The organism is Streptomyces viridochromogenes DSM 40736 (assembly GCF_000158955.1).
Classification (GTDB): Bacteria; Actinomycetota; Actinomycetes; order Streptomycetales; family Streptomycetaceae; genus Streptomyces; species Streptomyces venetus.
The window spans coordinates 3,468,672-3,484,619 of record NZ_GG657757.1 but is presented as its reverse complement, the minus strand read 5'-3'; the positions used below and the strand labels follow the sequence as shown (position 1 = coordinate 3,484,619).

The 15,948-nt window shown below is 71.9% G+C and carries 12 protein-coding genes, 1 rRNA gene and 1 pseudogene; 8 read left to right on the top strand and 6 right to left on the bottom strand.

What is annotated here, in order from left to right; genetic code table 11:
• Window positions 1-143: 143 nt before the first annotated feature.
• Window positions 144-260: ribosomal RNA gene (gene rrf, locus SSQG_RS15175) — 5S ribosomal RNA — on the top strand.
• Between the two features lie 108 nt (window positions 261-368).
• On the opposite strand, the gene SSQG_RS15170 is transcribed toward rrf, so the two are convergent.
• The 5 genes and pseudogenes from SSQG_RS15170 to SSQG_RS15150 all read right to left on the bottom strand — a co-directional run bounded on the left by SSQG_RS15170 (window position 369) and on the right by SSQG_RS15150 (window position 6,001).
• Window positions 369-1,679: a DUF58 domain-containing protein gene (locus SSQG_RS15170; protein ID WP_003990662.1), complete on the bottom strand. Its 1,311-nt coding sequence runs from the start codon at window positions 1,677-1,679 to the stop codon at window positions 369-371.
• Entirely contained in the window at window positions 1,679-2,668 is a 990-nt protein-coding gene (locus SSQG_RS15165; RefSeq protein ID WP_003990661.1) for an AAA family ATPase, read from the bottom strand. The genes SSQG_RS15170 and SSQG_RS15165 overlap by 1 nt, the downstream gene beginning before the upstream one ends.
• Window positions 2,668-3,865, bottom strand: a pseudogene (locus SSQG_RS39155) (DUF4350 domain-containing protein). Before SSQG_RS39155 ends, SSQG_RS15165 begins: the two are co-directional and overlap by 1 nt.
• Complete coding sequence (locus SSQG_RS15155) at window positions 3,862-4,599, bottom strand: DUF4129 domain-containing protein (RefSeq protein WP_003990659.1); 738 nt, start codon at window positions 4,597-4,599, stop codon at window positions 3,862-3,864. Before SSQG_RS15155 ends, SSQG_RS39155 begins: the two are co-directional and overlap by 4 nt.
• Before the next feature lie 37 nt (window positions 4,600-4,636).
• Window positions 4,637-6,001 (bottom strand): proline-rich domain-containing protein, encoded by a 1,365-nt coding sequence (locus SSQG_RS15150; RefSeq protein ID WP_003990658.1) that lies wholly within the window; start codon window positions 5,999-6,001, stop codon window positions 4,637-4,639.
• 140 nt (window positions 6,002-6,141) lie between these two features.
• On the opposite strand from SSQG_RS15150, the gene mtnA reads away from it, so the two are divergent.
• The 7 genes from mtnA to SSQG_RS15115 all read left to right on the top strand — a co-directional run bounded on the left by mtnA (window position 6,142) and on the right by SSQG_RS15115 (window position 15,339).
• A complete protein-coding gene (gene mtnA / locus SSQG_RS15145) occupies window positions 6,142-7,290 on the top strand; it encodes an S-methyl-5-thioribose-1-phosphate isomerase (protein WP_003990657.1) in 1,149 nt (382 codons plus the stop codon).
• Window positions 7,291-7,477: 187 nt separating this feature from the next.
• Complete coding sequence (mtrA, locus tag SSQG_RS15140) at window positions 7,478-8,167, top strand: two-component system response regulator MtrA (protein ID WP_003990656.1); 690 nt, start codon at window positions 7,478-7,480, stop codon at window positions 8,165-8,167.
• Window position 8,168: 1 nt separating this feature from the next.
• Window positions 8,169-10,214: an MtrAB system histidine kinase MtrB gene (mtrB, locus tag SSQG_RS15135; RefSeq protein ID WP_078506854.1), complete on the top strand. Its 2,046-nt coding sequence runs from the start codon at window positions 8,169-8,171 to the stop codon at window positions 10,212-10,214.
• 287 nt (window positions 10,215-10,501) lie between these two features.
• A complete protein-coding gene (locus SSQG_RS15130) occupies window positions 10,502-12,328 on the top strand; it encodes an LpqB family beta-propeller domain-containing protein (protein WP_003990653.1) in 1,827 nt (608 codons plus the stop codon).
• A 158-nt stretch (window positions 12,329-12,486) separates the two neighbouring features.
• Entirely contained in the window at window positions 12,487-13,374 is an 888-nt protein-coding gene (locus tag SSQG_RS15125) for a ComF family protein (RefSeq protein WP_039935080.1), read from the top strand.
• A gap of 311 nt (window positions 13,375-13,685) precedes the next feature.
• Window positions 13,686-14,387 carry a ribosome hibernation-promoting factor, HPF/YfiA family gene (gene hpf / locus SSQG_RS15120; protein ID WP_039932773.1) on the top strand — a complete coding sequence of 234 codons (702 nt, stop codon included), beginning with the start codon at window positions 13,686-13,688 and terminating at the stop codon, window positions 14,385-14,387.
• Window positions 14,388-14,592: 205 nt separating this feature from the next.
• The gene (locus SSQG_RS15115; protein WP_039932771.1) at window positions 14,593-15,339 is read left to right on the top strand and encodes a response regulator; all 747 of its coding nucleotides are present in this window, start codon (window positions 14,593-14,595) and stop codon (window positions 15,337-15,339) included.
• A gap of 20 nt (window positions 15,340-15,359) precedes the next feature.
• Here SSQG_RS15115 and SSQG_RS15110 read toward each other — a convergent pair.
• Window positions 15,360-15,948: DNA glycosylase AlkZ-like family protein (locus SSQG_RS15110; RefSeq protein WP_039932770.1), on the bottom strand; the 589-nt coding region annotated here is incomplete at its 5' end.

The following is a 15,948-nucleotide window of genomic DNA, read 5'->3' as shown; positions in this document are numbered from 1 at the left end:
ATGGAAGCACGGTAACGTGTGGAGTTGACCGGTACTAATAGGCCGAGGGCTTGTCCTCAGTTGCTCGCGTCCACTGTGTTGGTTCTGAAACCACGAACAGCCCCACGTGCCACACGTGGTGCGGCTGAACAGTTTCATAGTGTTTCGGTGGTTATAGCGTAGGGGAAACGCCCGGTTACATTCCGAACCCGGAAGCTAAGCCTTACAGCGCCGATGGTACTGCAGGGGGGACCCTGTGGGAGAGTAGGACGCCGCCGAACAATTATTGGGAAAACCCCCGCACCTTACGGTGCGGGGGTTTTCTGCGTTTGGGGTCCCCTAGGCCCCCTTCTGGGGACGCCGTTTCGTTTTGCCGTCTCGCCATTTCGTCAGAGACGACCGGCTGCTTTCAATGCCAAGTACGCGTCCGCCAGCGCCGGCGCCAGGTCGTCGGGGGTGGCGTCCACGACCGTGACGCCGTGACGGCGGAGTTGTTCTGCCATGCGATGGCGTTCGGACTGGGCCTGGGCGGCCGCGGCTGCCTCATAGACGGCGTCGACGTCTCCGCGTGCCGTGGCCATTTCCGTGATGTGCGGGTCCGCCACCGATGCCAGCAGGACCGTGTGGCGCTGGGTGAGCTGGGAGAGGACCGGCAGCAGGCCCTCTTCGATCGGGGCCGCGTCCAACGTGCTGAGGAGGACGATCAGGGAGCGGCGGGGGGACGTGCGCAGGGCGGTCGCCGTGAGACCTCGGGCGTCCGTCTCGACGAGCTCGGGCTCCAGCGTGGCCATCGCGTTGACCAGGGACGGGAGCAGGTCACCTGCGGTACGGCCCTGGACGAGGGCGCGGGTCTTGCGGTCGTAGGCGAGGAGGTCCACGCGGTCGCCGGCGCGGGAGGCGAGGGCTGCGAGGAGCAGGGCCGCGTCCATGGAGGCGTCGAGGCGGGGTGCGTCGCCCACGCGGCCTGCCGAGGTGCGGCCGGTGTCGAGGACCAGGAGGATGTGGCGGTCGCGTTCCGGGCGCCAGGTGCGTACGGCGACAGCGGACTGGCGGGCTGTGGCGCGCCAGTCGATGGAGCGGGTGTCGTCGCCGGGGACGTACTCGCGCAGGCTGTCGAATTCGGTGCCCTCGCCGCGGGTGAGCACGCTTGTGCGGCCGTCCAGTTCGCGCAGGCGGGCCAGTTTGGAAGGCAGGTGCTTGCGGCTGGTGAACGGGGGCAGGACGCGTACCGTCCAGGGGGCTTTGTGGGCGCCCTGCCGGGAGAAGAGACCGAGGGGGCCGTACGAGCGGATGGTGACCCGGTCGGCCTGGCGGTCGCCACGGCGGGTGGGGCGCAGGCGGGTCGTCAGCCGTCGGCGTTCGCCCGCGGGGACCGTGAGGCGGTGGCGGGAAGCCGTCGTTTCCGTGCCGGGCAGCCAACTGCTGGGGGGCCAGGCGTCGCGCAGGTGGGCGCGGAGGGTGCGGCGGGACGGGTTGGTGATCGTGAGGGTCACGTCCGCCGTGTCGCCCAGACGTACGGAGGAGTCGCCGGAGCGGGTCAGGCCCAGGCGGCGTACGGGGGCGGCCAGCGCGAAGTCGCATGCGCAGGCCACGGCCAGGGGTGCGTTGACCGCCAGGATGCCCGTCCAGCTGGGCTCCCAGATGCCGACGGGGAGGGAGCCCAGGGCCGCGAGGAGCGCGGCGCGTCCGGTGAGTGCCATCAGCGGGGGACGGGGACGTGGGCGAGGATCGCGTTGATGACGGAGTCGGCTGTCACGCCTTCCATCTCTGCCTCCGGGCGGAGCTGGACGCGGTGGCGGAGGGTGGGGAGGGCGAGGGCCTTCACGTCGTCGGGGATGACGTAGTCGCGGCCCGTCAGCCAGGCCCAGGCGCGGGCGGTGGCCAGGAGGGCCGTGGCGCCTCGGGGGGAGACGCCGAGGGTGAGGGACGGCGACTCGCGGGTGGCGCGGCAGATGTCGACGACGTAGGCGGTGATCTCCGGGGAGACGGTCGTCTTGGCGACCGCGGTGCGGGCTGCCGCCAGGTCGGCCGGTCCTGCCACGGGGCGGACACCGGCGGCGTGGAGGTCGCGCGGGTCGAAGCCCCCGGCATGGCGGGTGAGGACGTCGATCTCGTCCTGGCGGGAGGGGAGGGGGATCGTGAGTTTCAGGAGGAAGCGGTCCAGCTGGGCTTCGGGGAGGGGGTAGGTGCCCTCGTACTCCACCGGGTTCTGCGTGGCCGCGACCAGGAACGGCTCGGGGAGGGGGCGGGGGGTGCCGTCGACGGTGACCTGGCGTTCCTCCATGGCTTCCAGGAGGGACGACTGGGTCTTGGGGGGTGTTCGGTTGATCTCGTCGGCGAGGAGGAGGTTGGTGAAGACCGGGCCGGGCTGGAAGGAGAACTCGGCGGACCGGGTGTCGTAGACCAGGGAGCCGGTGACGTCGCTGGGCATCAGGTCGGGGGTGAACTGGACGCGCTTGGTCTCGAGTTCGAGGGCGGAGGCGAGGGCGCGGACCAGGAGGGTCTTGGCGACGCCGGGGACACCTTCGAGGAGGACGTGGCCGCGGCACAGCAGGGCGACGACGAGGCCGGTGACGGCGGGGTCCTGGCCGACCACGGCCTTGGCGATCTCGGCGCGCAGGGCCTCCAGGGCGTCTCGGGCGGTGCCCGGGTCCCCGGTCTGCCCGGCGTTGTCAGTGGTCGGGTCCATCATGGACGGCGTACCTCTCTTTCGAGGGCGTCGAGTCGGTCGGCGAGTGCGATGAGTGCTGCGTCGTCGCTGGGCGGTGGTCCGAAGAGGAGGGCGTGCTGGTCCTGGCCATCGCCGTGGAGATGGGCGGACAGGGCGGGGAGCAAGGCCTCGGGCGTGTGCGCCTGGGCGACGGGGACGCCTACGAGGGGGGCGAGGCGGGTGCGGGTGGTGGAGCGAAGAGCGCTTGCCGCGCGGTCGCGGGCATCGGCCTTGCGGTAGAGGCGGGCGCGGCCTTCGGCGGTTTCGGAGGCGCGGATCGCGACGGGGAGTCTTTCGGGCACGAGGGGGCCGAGCCGGCGTGCCCGCCAGAGGGCGGCCAGGGCTGTGGCGATGAAGAGTTGCAGGGTGCCCCAGAGCCAGCCCGAGGGGAGCAGGTCGAAGAAGCTGCGTTCGTCGTCGGCGCCGGTGGCCGAGGCGTCGGAGAGCGAGGGGAGGTACCAGACCAGATGGGGGGCGGGAGCCGAGGAGTTGGAGGGCGAGCGAGGCGTTGCCCTGCTCGTCGAGGCGGTCGTTGAGGAGGATGTCGGGCGCGCCGAGGAGGACGGTGTCGCCGTTCCCGGTCCGGCCCGGGACGCGCAGCAGGGTGGCCAGGCGCTCGCTGGGGTAGCACGCGTCGGCGTCGAGGTGGGTGGTGGTGTAGCGGACGCCGCCCGTGTCGGCGCTGCCGGCGCGCCGGGCGGCGGGCAGGTCACAGTCGGGGGAGAGCGTGGAGTCCAAGCTGGTGGCGGGGTCGGCGGTGACGCCGGGCGCGAGCTGTTCGACGGAGGCGCTGCCGGAGGCGACCAGGACGGTTCGGCCGCCGGTGTCGGCGAACGCGTTGTGCAGGCGCGACTGCTGACCGCGAGTCAGCAGGTCGGGTGCGGCCACGAGGAGGGTCGTGTCCGGGCCGGTCGCTGCGGCTGCCTCGTGCAGCGTGGTGACCACGCGGGTGTCCACGCCCCGGTCGGCGAGGAGTTCTGCGACGGCGCGGCTGCCGCCCGGGTCGGCGGAGCGCGGGTCGAGTTCGCCGTGCCGGGCGTCGGAGCGGATCACGGCGATCGCGATGGCTCCGGCGAGGAGCACCACGAGGGCGAGTGCGATGCCACGCGTGCGGGTCCACAGCTGGCGGGCGGTGGGCGAGGCCGAGGTGGACGGGAGGGTGGCCTCGGTGGTCATTCGGTGGCTCCCTGGCGGGTGTTGGGGGCCGTGCTGTGGGCGCTGCTGGTCACCAGCCGGGGTTTGGTGCGTTCCAGGTCGCGGTCGAGTTCGGTGATGCGGTGGTACGCCTGCTCGGTCGCCGAGCGGCCGCCGTACGTCACGTCGTCGAAGTCGCGGGCGGCGGCGCGCAGTCGGTCGGTGTGGGCGGGCAGGGCCCGGCCGGCTTCGGCGGCGGCCTCGTCGGCGGTGCGGCCGGGGCGGACGTCGAGGAGGGCGCGTTCCTCGAGGGCGCGAACGAGGGCCCGCATGCGTTCCTGGACGGCCTGGTTCCAGTGGCCCTGGGCGGCGTGTGCCTCGGCGGCCGCGCGGTGGTCGGCGGCGCTGCGGGGGCGGTCGTCGAACAGGGTGGCGGAGGAGGTGGGTCGGCGTCGCGGGGTGCCCAGGCGCCACCACAGCGCGGCCACGAGCGCGACGACGGCCAGGATGACGACGACCAGGCCGAGTGTGCCGCCGGGCGTTGCGGTCGAGGCGGCGTTGAGGAGTTTGCCGAGCCAGTCCCAGAAGGCGTCGAGGGCGCGTTGGATGAGGCTGGGGTCGTTCTCGTGGTACATCCGCTTGGACAGCTCGCGCCGGGCCGCCTCGCGCGCTGGGTCGCGCGGGGTCGTGAGCGGTGGCTCGTCGGTGGAGCCCGCCGACGACAGCGCGGAGATGTCGCCGGCGCTCAGCAGCGTCCGTATGGAGGTGCGTGTCAGCACCGCTGTGAGAGGTTCCCCCGCCCAGCTCACCCCATCAGCTCCCCGGGGTCGCGCCGGGGGCGGTGGAGCCGTGGCCCTGGACGCCGGCGGCGCGGGCCAGTTCGAGGTCGAGGGCCTCGCGGCGGATGCGCTGGTCGATGTAGAGGAGCACGGTGACGCCGGCCGTGATGGGGAACGTGATCATGGAGCCGATCACCGAGCCGATGCCGCTGACGATGAGGAACGTCCAGCCGAGGCTGGAGCCGCCGCTGTTGAGCCAGCCGCTGATGCCGTCGCCGCCGAGGGCCGCGGCGAGGAAGGTGAAGGGGATGACGATGATCGAGGCGACTACGTTCGCGATGATCGTGGCGAGCAGCTGGATGCCGAAGATCCGCCACCAGGTGCCGTTGACCAGCTTCGCGGAGCGGCTCATGGCCTTCTTGATGCCCTGCTTCTCCAGCATCAGGGCGGGCGAGGCCAGGGAGAAGCGGATCATCAGCCAGAGGGCGACGATGCCGGCGCCGATGATGCCCAGCACGGTGAGGGCGACGCCCGGGCCGGTGCTTCCGGAGAGGGAGAGGAGGAGGCCGGGCAGGGTGCCCACGGTGACGATGCCGGCGGTGATGAGCAGCAACAGGCAGATGAGGCCGAACAGTTTGGCGACCTGAGGGCGGGCGTCACGCCAGGCCTCGCCGATCGTCACCGACTTGCCGAGCACGGCGCGGCTGGTGACGGTGGTGAGCAGGGCGGTCGCGATGACCGTGCCGACCAGGGAGATGACGAAGACGACGGTGGAGTTGAGCATGGCATCGCCCATGGCGCGGCTCAGCTCGTCGAGGCCGGCGCTCGGGTCATTGAGCGCCTCGCTGCTGGAGTTGTCCAGGACGAGACCCTGGAACAGCACGACGATGACCTCGGTGAGGACCGCGACGGTCAGGGAGATGCCCAGGACCGTGCGCCAGTAGGTGCGCATGGTGGAGACGGCGCCGTCGAGGATCTCACCCACGCCGAGCGGGCGGAGCGGGATCACGCCGGGCTTGGCCGCGGGCGGGGGGCCGCTCCAGCCGCTTCCCCAGCCGCCGTAGCCCCCGGGGCCTGCGGGACCGCCGTAGCCTCCGAGGCTTCCGTATCCGCCGTGGCCGCCGGGGGGTTGGGTGCCCCAGCCCGGGCCGGGGGGCGGGGGCGGGGGAGCCTGGCCGCCCCCGGCCGATCCGCCGGGGGCGGACCACTGGGCGGGTGGCGGCTGTTCCTTGGACCACTGCGGGCCTGGGCCCTGCGGGGCCTCGCCCGGCTGGCTCGGCTGGTCGGCGGAGTGTGCGGGGCCGGGGCGGTCGGTGGGCTCGGCAGGGCCGGGCGCGTCAGGCTTGGGTCCGTCGGACGGGGCGGATCCGGGCGAGGCCCAGCCCGGAGTGTCGTTCATCGTCGCTCCTTCACGGTGCCCGTCCGCGGACGCGGCGGCAGGTTGGCAGCCATCGTGCCATGGGGTGGTCTTCGAGTGACCGGCGGCGGTATGGGCTGCGTACCTTCAATTGTCCGCTCGATAGGGGGCAGACTGACGGCATGGCTGATCAGTACGCGTACAGCGGCGATGACAAACGGCCGACCGGGTTTCCGGCGATCCGTTGGGAAGAGCCGCCGGAAGGTCCGGTTCTGGTCCTGCTCGACCAGACGAGGCTGCCTGCTCAGGAGGTCGAACTGGTCTGTACGGACGCGCCCGCGCTCGTGGAGGCGATCCGCTCGCTCGCCGTGCGCGGGGCGCCCCTGCTCGGCATCGCCGGGGCGTACGGTGTTGCGCTCGCCGCCGCGCGGGGCTTCGACGTGGACGAGGCCGCGACCGCGCTGGCGAGCGCCCGGCCGACCGCGGTGAACCTGGCCGTCGGTGTGCGCCGGGCGCAGGAGGCGCACGAGGCCGCGCTCGCCAACGGCGCTGACCTCCAGCAGGCGGCCGCGGCGACGCTGGCGGCGGCGCGGCAGCTGCACCGGGAGGACGCCGAGGCCAGTGCGCGGATGGCCGAGCACGGGCTGGCGCTGCTGGAGGAGCTGGTGCCCGGGGGTGGCCATCGGCTGCTCACCCACTGCAACACCGGTTCGCTGGTGTCGGGCGGGGAGGGGACGGCGTTCGCGGTGGCGCTCGCGGCGCACCGGACGGGCCGCCTGCGGCGTCTGTGGGTGGACGAGACGCGTCCGTTGCTGCAGGGTGCGCGCCTGACGGCGTACGAGGCGGCGCGCAGCGGGATGGCGTACACGCTGCTCACGGACAACGCGGCCGGGTCGCTGTTCGCCGCGGGTGAGGTGGACGCGGTGCTGATCGGGGCGGACCGCATCACGGCGGACGGTTCGGTGGCGAACAAGGTCGGGAGTTATCCGCTGGCGGTGCTCGCGCGGTATCACCATGTGCCGTTCATCGTGGTGGCGCCGGTGACGACGGTCGATCTGGACACGCCGGACGGGGCGTCCATCGAGGTCGAGCAGCGTGCCGGGCACGAGGTGACCGAGCTGGTGGCGCCGCAGGTGCCGGTGGCCGGGGCGGAGGCGGGCGGTGGGATTCAGGTGGCGCCGCTGGGGACCACGGCGTACAACCCTGCGTTCGACGTGACTCCGCCGGACCTGGTGACGGCGATCGTCACGGAGGAGGGTGTGGTTTCACCGGTGACGGCCGGGGCGCTCGCGGAGGTGTGCGCCCGGTCGCCCCGGGTGGCGGCGGGCTGAGCCGAGCCCTTCGGCGCCCCGCTCCTTCGACGTCCCTCGTCCCTCCGGCGTGGGGGCGGGGGGCTGCCGCCGTGCGTCGTCGAGATCAACAGTGGGCGGACGAGGGCAGACAGTCGCGCTTGCTGCGACTATGGTCACTGGCGGTGACCTACCTCACCACTGCCTTCGCCACTGTTATGAGAATGGGATGATGTCGTTTATGAAGGGACGAGTCCTTGTCGTCGACGACGACACCGCACTGGCCGAGATGCTCGGCATTGTGCTGCGTGGTGAGGGTTTCGAGCCGTCTTTCGTGGCTGACGGCGACAAGGCGCTGGCCGCCTTCCGCGAGTCCAAGCCCGATCTGGTGCTGCTCGACCTGATGCTTCCCGGCCGGGACGGCATCGAGGTGTGCCGTCTGATCAGGGCGGAGTCCGGGGTGCCGATCGTGATGCTCACGGCGAAGAGCGACACGGTCGATGTCGTCGTGGGCCTGGAGTCGGGTGCCGACGACTACATCGTGAAGCCGTTCAAGCCGAAGGAGCTGGTGGCCCGGATCCGGGCACGGCTGCGGAGGTCGGAGGAGCCCGCTCCGGAGCAGCTCGCCATCGGTGACCTGGTCATCGACGTGGCCGGACACTCGGTGAAGCGGGACGGGCAGTCGATCGCGCTGACGCCGCTGGAGTTCGATCTGCTGGTCGCGCTCGCGCGCAAGCCGTGGCAGGTGTTCACGCGCGAGGTGCTGCTGGAGCAGGTCTGGGGTTACCGGCACGCGGCGGACACGCGTCTGGTCAACGTGCATGTGCAGCGGCTGCGCTCCAAGGTGGAGAAGGACCCGGAGAAGCCGGAGATCGTGGTGACCGTCCGTGGCGTCGGGTACAAGGCAGGGCCGAGCTGACATGTCCGGCGACAGTGCCGCTTCGGCGCCCGGCCGGTCCGGGGCCCGCCCGGGGCGGCCTGTCGGGCGGAGGAAGACCGGCTCCCGCTGGGGACGGTTCCTGGAGAGCGGGCTGCTGCTCCAGGGCGGGGTCCAGGGCAGCCCGGTCATCCGGCTGTTCATGCGGTGGGTGCGTCGGCCGTTGCTGCCCGTCATGCGGCTGTGGCGGCGCAACATCCAGCTCAAGGTCGTGGCCACCACCCTGCTGATGTCGCTGGGCGTGGTCCTGCTGCTGGGTTTCGTCGTCATCGGGCAGGTGCGCAACGGGCTGCTGGACGCCAAGGTGAAGGCGTCCCAGAGCCAGGCCACCGGCGGATTCGCGGTGGCCAAGCAGCGGGCCGACGAGGCGGCGAGCGGCACCGGTGACGACGTCGCCACGGCGGACGGGCGTCCCGCGCAGAACGTCACCGAGTGGATGAGTGACCTCGTCTCGTCGCTGTCCAGCGGCGGCCAGGGCGCCTTCGACGTGGTGACGCTCCCGGCCTCCGACGCGGACGGTCCTGGGGGCCGTGGGCAGCGTGCCTCCGGTGAGGTGAACTGGAGTACGAGCGTTCCCGTGGCGCTGCGCGAGCGGATCGGCAGCAGTACGACGGCCGCCCAGATCTACACGCGCATCACCTACAACAACGACAGCAAGGATTCCCAGCCGGGCCTGGTCATCGGCAAGCAGGTCAACGATCCCAACGGGGACCCGTACCAGCTCTACTACCTCTTCCCGCTGACCCAGGAGGAGAAGTCGCTGAGCCTGGTCAAGGGGACCCTCGCGACGGCCGGGTTGTTCGTCGTCGTCCTGCTCGGAGCCATCGCCTGGCTCGTGGTGCGCCAGGTCGTCACGCCGGTGCGGATGGCGGCGGGGATCGCGGAGCGGCTGTCCGCCGGGCGGCTGCAGGAACGTATGAAGGTCACCGGCGAGGACGACATCGCGCGGCTCGGTGAGGCCTTCAACAAGATGGCCCAGAACCTCCAGCTCAAGATCAGCCAGCTGGAGGACCTGTCGCGGATGCAGCGCCGGTTCGTGTCGGACGTGTCGCACGAGCTGCGCACGCCGCTGACGACCGTACGCATGGCCGCGGACGTCATCCACGAGGCGCGCGAGGACTTCGACCCGGTGACCGCGCGGTCGGCGGAGCTGCTCACCGACCAGCTGGACCGGTTCGAGTCGCTGCTCGCGGATCTGCTGGAGATCAGCCGGTTCGACGCGGGTGCGGCGGCGCTGGAGGCGGAGCCGATAGACCTCAGGGAGGTCGTGCGGCGCGTGGTCAGCGGGGCCGAGCCGCTCGCGGAGCGCAAGGGCACGCGGATCCGGGTCCTCGGCGATCAGCAGCCCGTCGTCGCGGAGGCCGACGCCCGGCGCGTGGAGCGTGTGCTGCGCAACCTCGTCGTCAACGCCGTCGAGCACGGTGAGGGCAGGGACGTCGTCGTCAAGCTGGCCGCCGCCGGAGGTGCGGTGGCGGTCGCGGTGCGGGACTACGGAGTCGGTCTCAAGCCGGGTGAGGCGACCCGCGTGTTCAGCCGCTTCTGGCGGGCCGACCCGGCACGCGCGCGTACCACGGGGGGTACGGGTCTGGGGCTGTCCATCGCCCTGGAGGACGCGCGGCTGCACGGCGGCTGGCTCCAGGCGTGGGGCGAGGCGGGCGGCGGATCGCAGTTCCGGCTGACGCTGCCGAGGACCGCGGACGAGCCGCTGCGGGGCTCCCCGATACCGCTGGAGCCCAAGGACTCGCGGCGGAACCGGGGGCTCGACGACGCCGGTCTGCCGTGCGGCGGCGGGGACGGCGAGAAGCGGGCGACGGTGCCGGCGCAGTCGGCGAGCGGGCCGGTGCCCCCGGGGCCCGCCCGGGGCCCGATACCCCCGCGGGCGGCCACCGTGGCGCCCACGGCCGATCCGACGGCGCTGCCCGGCAACGGCGCGCGTGTGGTGCCCCGGCCCGCCTCGGGCACGGGTGCGCCGGCGCGCGGACGAACCGGGGGCGGCGGAGCGGTCGGCACCCGACGAGGATGTGGATGATGCGGCGGACTCGGCCGGCGACGGTGTGAGCGCCGGCCCGGCGGGCCCGGCGGGCCCGCCGGGCTCGGCCGGCGACACCGCGACGAGCGGCCCCGGAAGCTCCGCCCGCGACGGTGTGATGGGCGGTCCGGGGGGCCTCGCCGGTAACGGTGCGGTGGCCGGTCAGGCCGGACCCGCTCGGGATCGGGGTGTGGGTGGGCCGCGGGGTGCGGACAGGGACAACGGAACCGCAGGTTCGGGCCGGGAAACCGAGCCGGGGGACGCGGACAGGCAAGGGGAGGCATCTCGTGGGCGCTGACCGCGAGGGGCACGGTCGGCGTACGCCCGCGCGTGTCATGGTGTACGCCGCCGGTGGCGTCCTGCTGCTGGCGGGGTGTGCCTCGATGCCGGACAGCGGGGATCTGCGCGGTGTGGAGTCCACCCCGCGCCAGGACACCCAGGTGCGGGTGTTCGCCGTGCCGCCGGGTGAGGACGCGCCGCCCTCGGAGATCGTGCAGGGCTTCCTGGAGGCGCTCACCAGCGACGATCCGCACTACAGGACGGCGCGCCAGTATCTGACCGGCGAGGCCGCGAAGACCTGGCGGCCGGAGGTGTCCACGACGGTGCTGACGGACGGGCCGGGCGCCAAGGCCGAGGGTCCGGGCGGCCTGGAGGACACCGGTGAGATCACGTACCGGCTGACCGGCGCCAAGATGGCCACCGTCGACGCGCAGCAGGCGTACGCGCCGGCGACCGGGGCGTACGGCAGGACCGTGCACCTGACGCAGGACAAGAAGACCGAGCAGTGGCGGATCGACGCGCTGCCGCAGGGCGTCGTGATGGGTGAGTCGGACTTCCAGCGCAACTACATGTCCGTCAACAAGTACTACTTCGCGTCGAACGCGGTGGAGGCCGGGGACTCGCAGCCCACCGCGGTCGCCGACCCCGTCTACGTGCGCCGGCGGGTGGAGCCCATGACGCAGACGGTGCGCTCCCTGCTGACCGGGCCGACGCGGTGGCTCGGGCCGGTGGTCAGGTCGAGCTTCCCGACCGGTACGGCGCTGGCGAAGGGCAGCGAAGCGCTCGCGCCCGACGACCGCAACAAACTGACGGTCCCGCTCAATGACAAGGCCGCGGGCATCGGGACCAACCGGTGCCAGGAGATGGCGGCCCAGTTGCTGTTCACGCTGCAGAACCTCAGCCCCGCGGTGGACGAGGTCGAGCTGCGGGCCGACGGGGCGGAGCTGTGCTCGCTCACGCAGGAGGCGGCCGATGCCGCGGCCTTCCGCAGCTCGGTGCGCCGCCCCGACTACCTGTACTTCGTCGACGCCAAGGACCGGCTGGTACGGATCCCCGCGGGCAGCGCCGACCCCGAGCCGGACCAGGCGCCGGGGGCGCTCGGCGAGGGCGACACGGCGCTGCGGTCGGTGGCGGTGTCGCGCGACGAGCACACCGCGGCCGGTGTCGGCCTTGACGGCAGGTCGCTGTACGTGGGGTCGCTGGTCTCGGGCGGTTCGCTGGGGGAGCCGCTGCTGCGCAGCCAGGGCCACACCGAGCAGGACCGGCTGACGACGCCGAGCTGGGACGCGCACGACGGCCTGTGGGTCGCCGACCGTGACCCTGACCATCCCCGGCTCCTGCTGTTCGAGGAGGGCAAGGGCGATCCGCTGGAGGTGCGCACACCGCACCTGGACGGGCGGATCCAGGCCGTACGAGTGGCCGCCGACGGGGCGCGGATCGCGCTCGTCGTGGACAAGGGCGGCAAGAAGACCCTGCTCATCGGGCTGATCGAGCGGGAGGGGAAGCCGGGCAAGCGGGCCGTCAGGGTGGTGGAACTGCGCTCCGCGACACCGGAGTTGGAGGAGGTCACCGCCATGTCGTGGGCCGGGGACAGCCGGCTCGTGGTGGTCGGGCGCGAGCACGGCGGTGTGGAGCAGATGCGGTACGTCCAGGTGGACGGTTCCACGCCGGACGTGCCGGCGCCCGCGGCCCTGACCGGCGTGAAGGACGTCACCGCCGCCGAGGACGACCAGCTGCCGCTGGTGGCGTACTCGGTGGACGGGATCGTCCGGCTGCCGTCGGGCGCGCAGTGGCAGAAGGTGACGGAGGGGACGGCGCCGATCTATCCGGGCTGAGGTGTCCTGCCCTCCCCGGGTGGCGGGTGTCCGGTCGCGCGCTCGTGCGAGTGCCGCCGGGAGCTGTCCGACGTCCGTTGTCCACAGGCGATTGTCCACAGGCGGTTGGTTGTCCACAGGGGTGGCCGGGCGCGGTCGCTGTTGGCACAGTGGTGGCCATGCAGGGGTGGTGGCAGGACCTCACCGACCTGGTGCTGCCGGCCGAGTGCGGGGGCTGTGGGAGGCCTCGGGCGGTGCTCTGTGCGAAGTGCCGTGCCGCGCTGTGCGGAGCCACGGCACACCCGGTGCGGCCGGTACCGGAGCCGCCCGGGCTGCCCGTGGTGCACGCGGCGGCTCGGTACGCGGACGAGGTGCGGGCGACGCTGCTGGCCCACAAGGAACGGGGCGCTCTGGCGCTCGCCGGCCCGCTCGGGGTGGCTCTGGCGGGAGCGGTGCGGTCGGGGCTGCGGAGGGCCTGTGCCGGGGGCGAGGCTGCCTGGGCCAGGGGCGGCGGGGCTCCTGTGCTGCTCGTGCCCGTGCCGTCCGGGCGGCGGGCCGTGCGGGCCCGGGGGCATGATCCCGCGCGGCGGATCGCGCTCGCGGCCGCGGGCGAACTGCGGCGCAGCGGGACTCCGGCCCGGGTGCTCGGCGTGCTGCGGCAGCGGCGGGCCGTGGCCGACCAGGCGGAACTCAACTCCCGGCAGCGGCTGGACAATCTCGCGGGCGCGCTCGCGGTGGCGCCCGGTGGCGCCCGGCTGCTCTCCGAAGGGCCGGTCGTCCTCGTCGACGACGTGATGACCACGGGGGCGTCCCTGGCGGAGGCCGCGCGGGCCGTACGGGCGGAGACGGGGCCGGTTTCGAACGCTGGGGGAACTGGGGCCGTGTACGGGGGAGAGACGTGGGAAAGCAGAGAAGAACAGAACGTCGGACCGACGCGAGAGAGGACGGGCCGGCGGCCCGCCCGGCAGGTAATGGCGGGCGCGGGTGGCGCCGGCGGGGACGTAGACGTGGTGTGCGCGGCTGTGGTCGCGGCACCACCGGACTCTTTTGAAATGAACCGGAACTGACCGAGATCTTGCGTCGTTGCAGGTAAGGAGAGGGCCTATTCACCTGAACGGAGGTACGCCACAGTAGAGGGTGACGACATCCGTCCGGGCGAGATATGTTCGGTTGAGAGGGAAAGCCGCAGGCCACGCCTCTCAAATCCGAATGCCGTGCTGCGGGTTTTTGTTCATCACTCGCGACGGTGGAGTGGAGATCTCGCTCATGGGGGAGGAGGTGGAAGTCACCGAGTCCGAGGTTCCGGGACTCACCGGAACCTGGTGCAAAAGGGAGACGCTCCGCACCGAAGCGGAGCGATCCGGGAACGGAGTTCTGCGTGGACATCGTCGTCAAGGGCCGCAAGACCGAGGTGCCCGAGCGGTTCCGGAAGCACGTGGCCGAGAAGCTGAAGCTGGAGAAGATCCAGAAGCTCGATGGCAAGGTGATCAGCCTCGACGTCGAGGTGTCCAAGGAGCCGAACCCGCGACAGGCCGACCGCTGTGACCGAGTGGAGATCACGCTCCACTCCCGCGGTCCGGTGATCCGGGCGGAGGCAGCGGCGAGCGATCCGTACGCGGCGCTCGACCTGGCGGCGGAAAAGCTGGAAGCCCGGCTGCGCAGGCAACACGACAAGCGGTTCTCGCGACGTGGCTCGCGCCGGATTTCGGCCGCCGAGGTCGCCGACCACGTCCCGGGCGTGGCGACGCTCAACGGGAACGGCCTGGCGGCGGCTCCCCAGGAGGAGGAGCCCGAAGCGGCCGTCCCCACCAAGAAGATCGGCTCTCTGGAAGTACAGGGTGACGGCCCCATCGTCGTCCGCGAGAAGACCCACGTCGCAGCACCCATGACCCTCGACCAGGCTCTCTACGAGATGGAGCTGGTCGGGCACGACTTCTATCTGTTCGTCGACTCCGAGACCAAGGAACCGAGTGTCGTCTACCGACGGCACGCCTACGACTACGGCGTGATCCACCTCAGGACGGACACGATGGTCACCCAGACGCACGCTCCCGAGGCGGGCGGTGCCCTCGGCGGCTGACCGTGCCGGGTGACAACGGAGAAGGTGCCCCTGGAGCGCGTGTGCGCCCCCAGGGGCACCCCTGTGCGACCACTGCGCGCCCCGCTCTGTCACCCCGGTGCCGTCCGGGCATGAAATCATGGTGGCAACGACCCAACCGGTGGGTCGTTGCTCTGGGTTGGCGATGGCTCAGGACCACAGGCCGCAGCCTTCAGGGGGAGGAACGATGGCGGACAGCTTCGGACCGATGCGTGACGGGGATGCCGACGACGGCGTCGTCGGCATGGGCCCGGACGCGGACTCTCCACGCAAGGAACCGATCAGAGTCCTTGTGGTGGACGACCACGCCCTGTTCCGCCGTGGTCTGGAGATCGTGCTCGCCGCCGAGGAGGACATCCAGGTCGTCGGCGAGGCCGGGGACGGCGCCGAGGCGGTCGAGAAGGCCGCCGACCTGCTGCCCGACATCGTCCTGATGGACGTGCGGATGCCCAAGCGCGGCGGCATCGAGGCCTGCACCTCCATCAAGGAGGTCGCACCCAGTGCGAAGATCATCATGTTGACGATCAGCGATGAGGAAGCCGATCTCTACGACGCCATCAAGGCGGGCGCGACCGGCTATCTCCTCAAGGAGATCTCCACGGACGAGGTGGCCACGGCCATTCGCGCGGTCGCCGACGGGCAGTCGCAGATCAGCCCGTCCATGGCGTCGAAGCTGCTCACCGAGTTCAAGTCGATGATCCAGCGCACGGACGAGCGCCGGCTGGTGCCCGCGCCGCGGCTGACGGACCGCGAACTCGAAGTCCTCAAACTCGTCGCGACGGGTATGAACAACCGTGACATCGCCAAGGAGTTGTTCATCTCCGAGAACACCGTGAAGAACCACGTGCGCAACATCCTGGAGAAGCTCCAGTTGCACTCCAGGATGGAAGCGGTGGTGTACGCGATGCGGGAGAAGATTCTCGAGATCCGGTGATCGGGTGATCCGGTAGGGGCTCAACCGAGGATGCGGGCGAGTTCCAGCGTGAGGGGCTCGCGCAGGTCCGGTGCGTCGACCCGCTCCACCCGGACGTCCGTGCAGTCCACCCAGGTCGCCGCCTCGGCCAGGGCCTGGGCGACGGCCGGGACCGCCTTCGGGCCGTCGAGCGTGACCTGCTTGGCCACCAGCGTGCGGCCCTCGCGCGCCGGGTCCACGCGGCCGACGAGCCGGCCACCGGCGAGGACCGGCATCGCGAAGTAGCCGTGGACCCGCTTCTGTTTGGGGACGTAGGCCTCCAGGCGGTGTGTGAAGCCGAAGATCCGCTCCGTGCGCGCCCGCTCCCAGATCAGGGAGTCGAAGGGCGACAGGAGCGTGGTCCGGTGGCGGCCGCGCGGAGGTGTCTCCAGGGCCGCGGGGTCGGCCCAGGCGGGCTTGCCCCAGCCCTCGACCGTGACCGGGACGAGCCCTGAGTCGGCGATCACCGCGTCGACCTGCTCCCCCTTGAGACGGTGGTAGTCGGCGATGTCCGCGCGGGTGCCGATACCGAGGGAGCGGCCCGCCAGGCGGACGAGGCGGCGCAGGCACTCGGTGTCGTCCAGCTCTTCG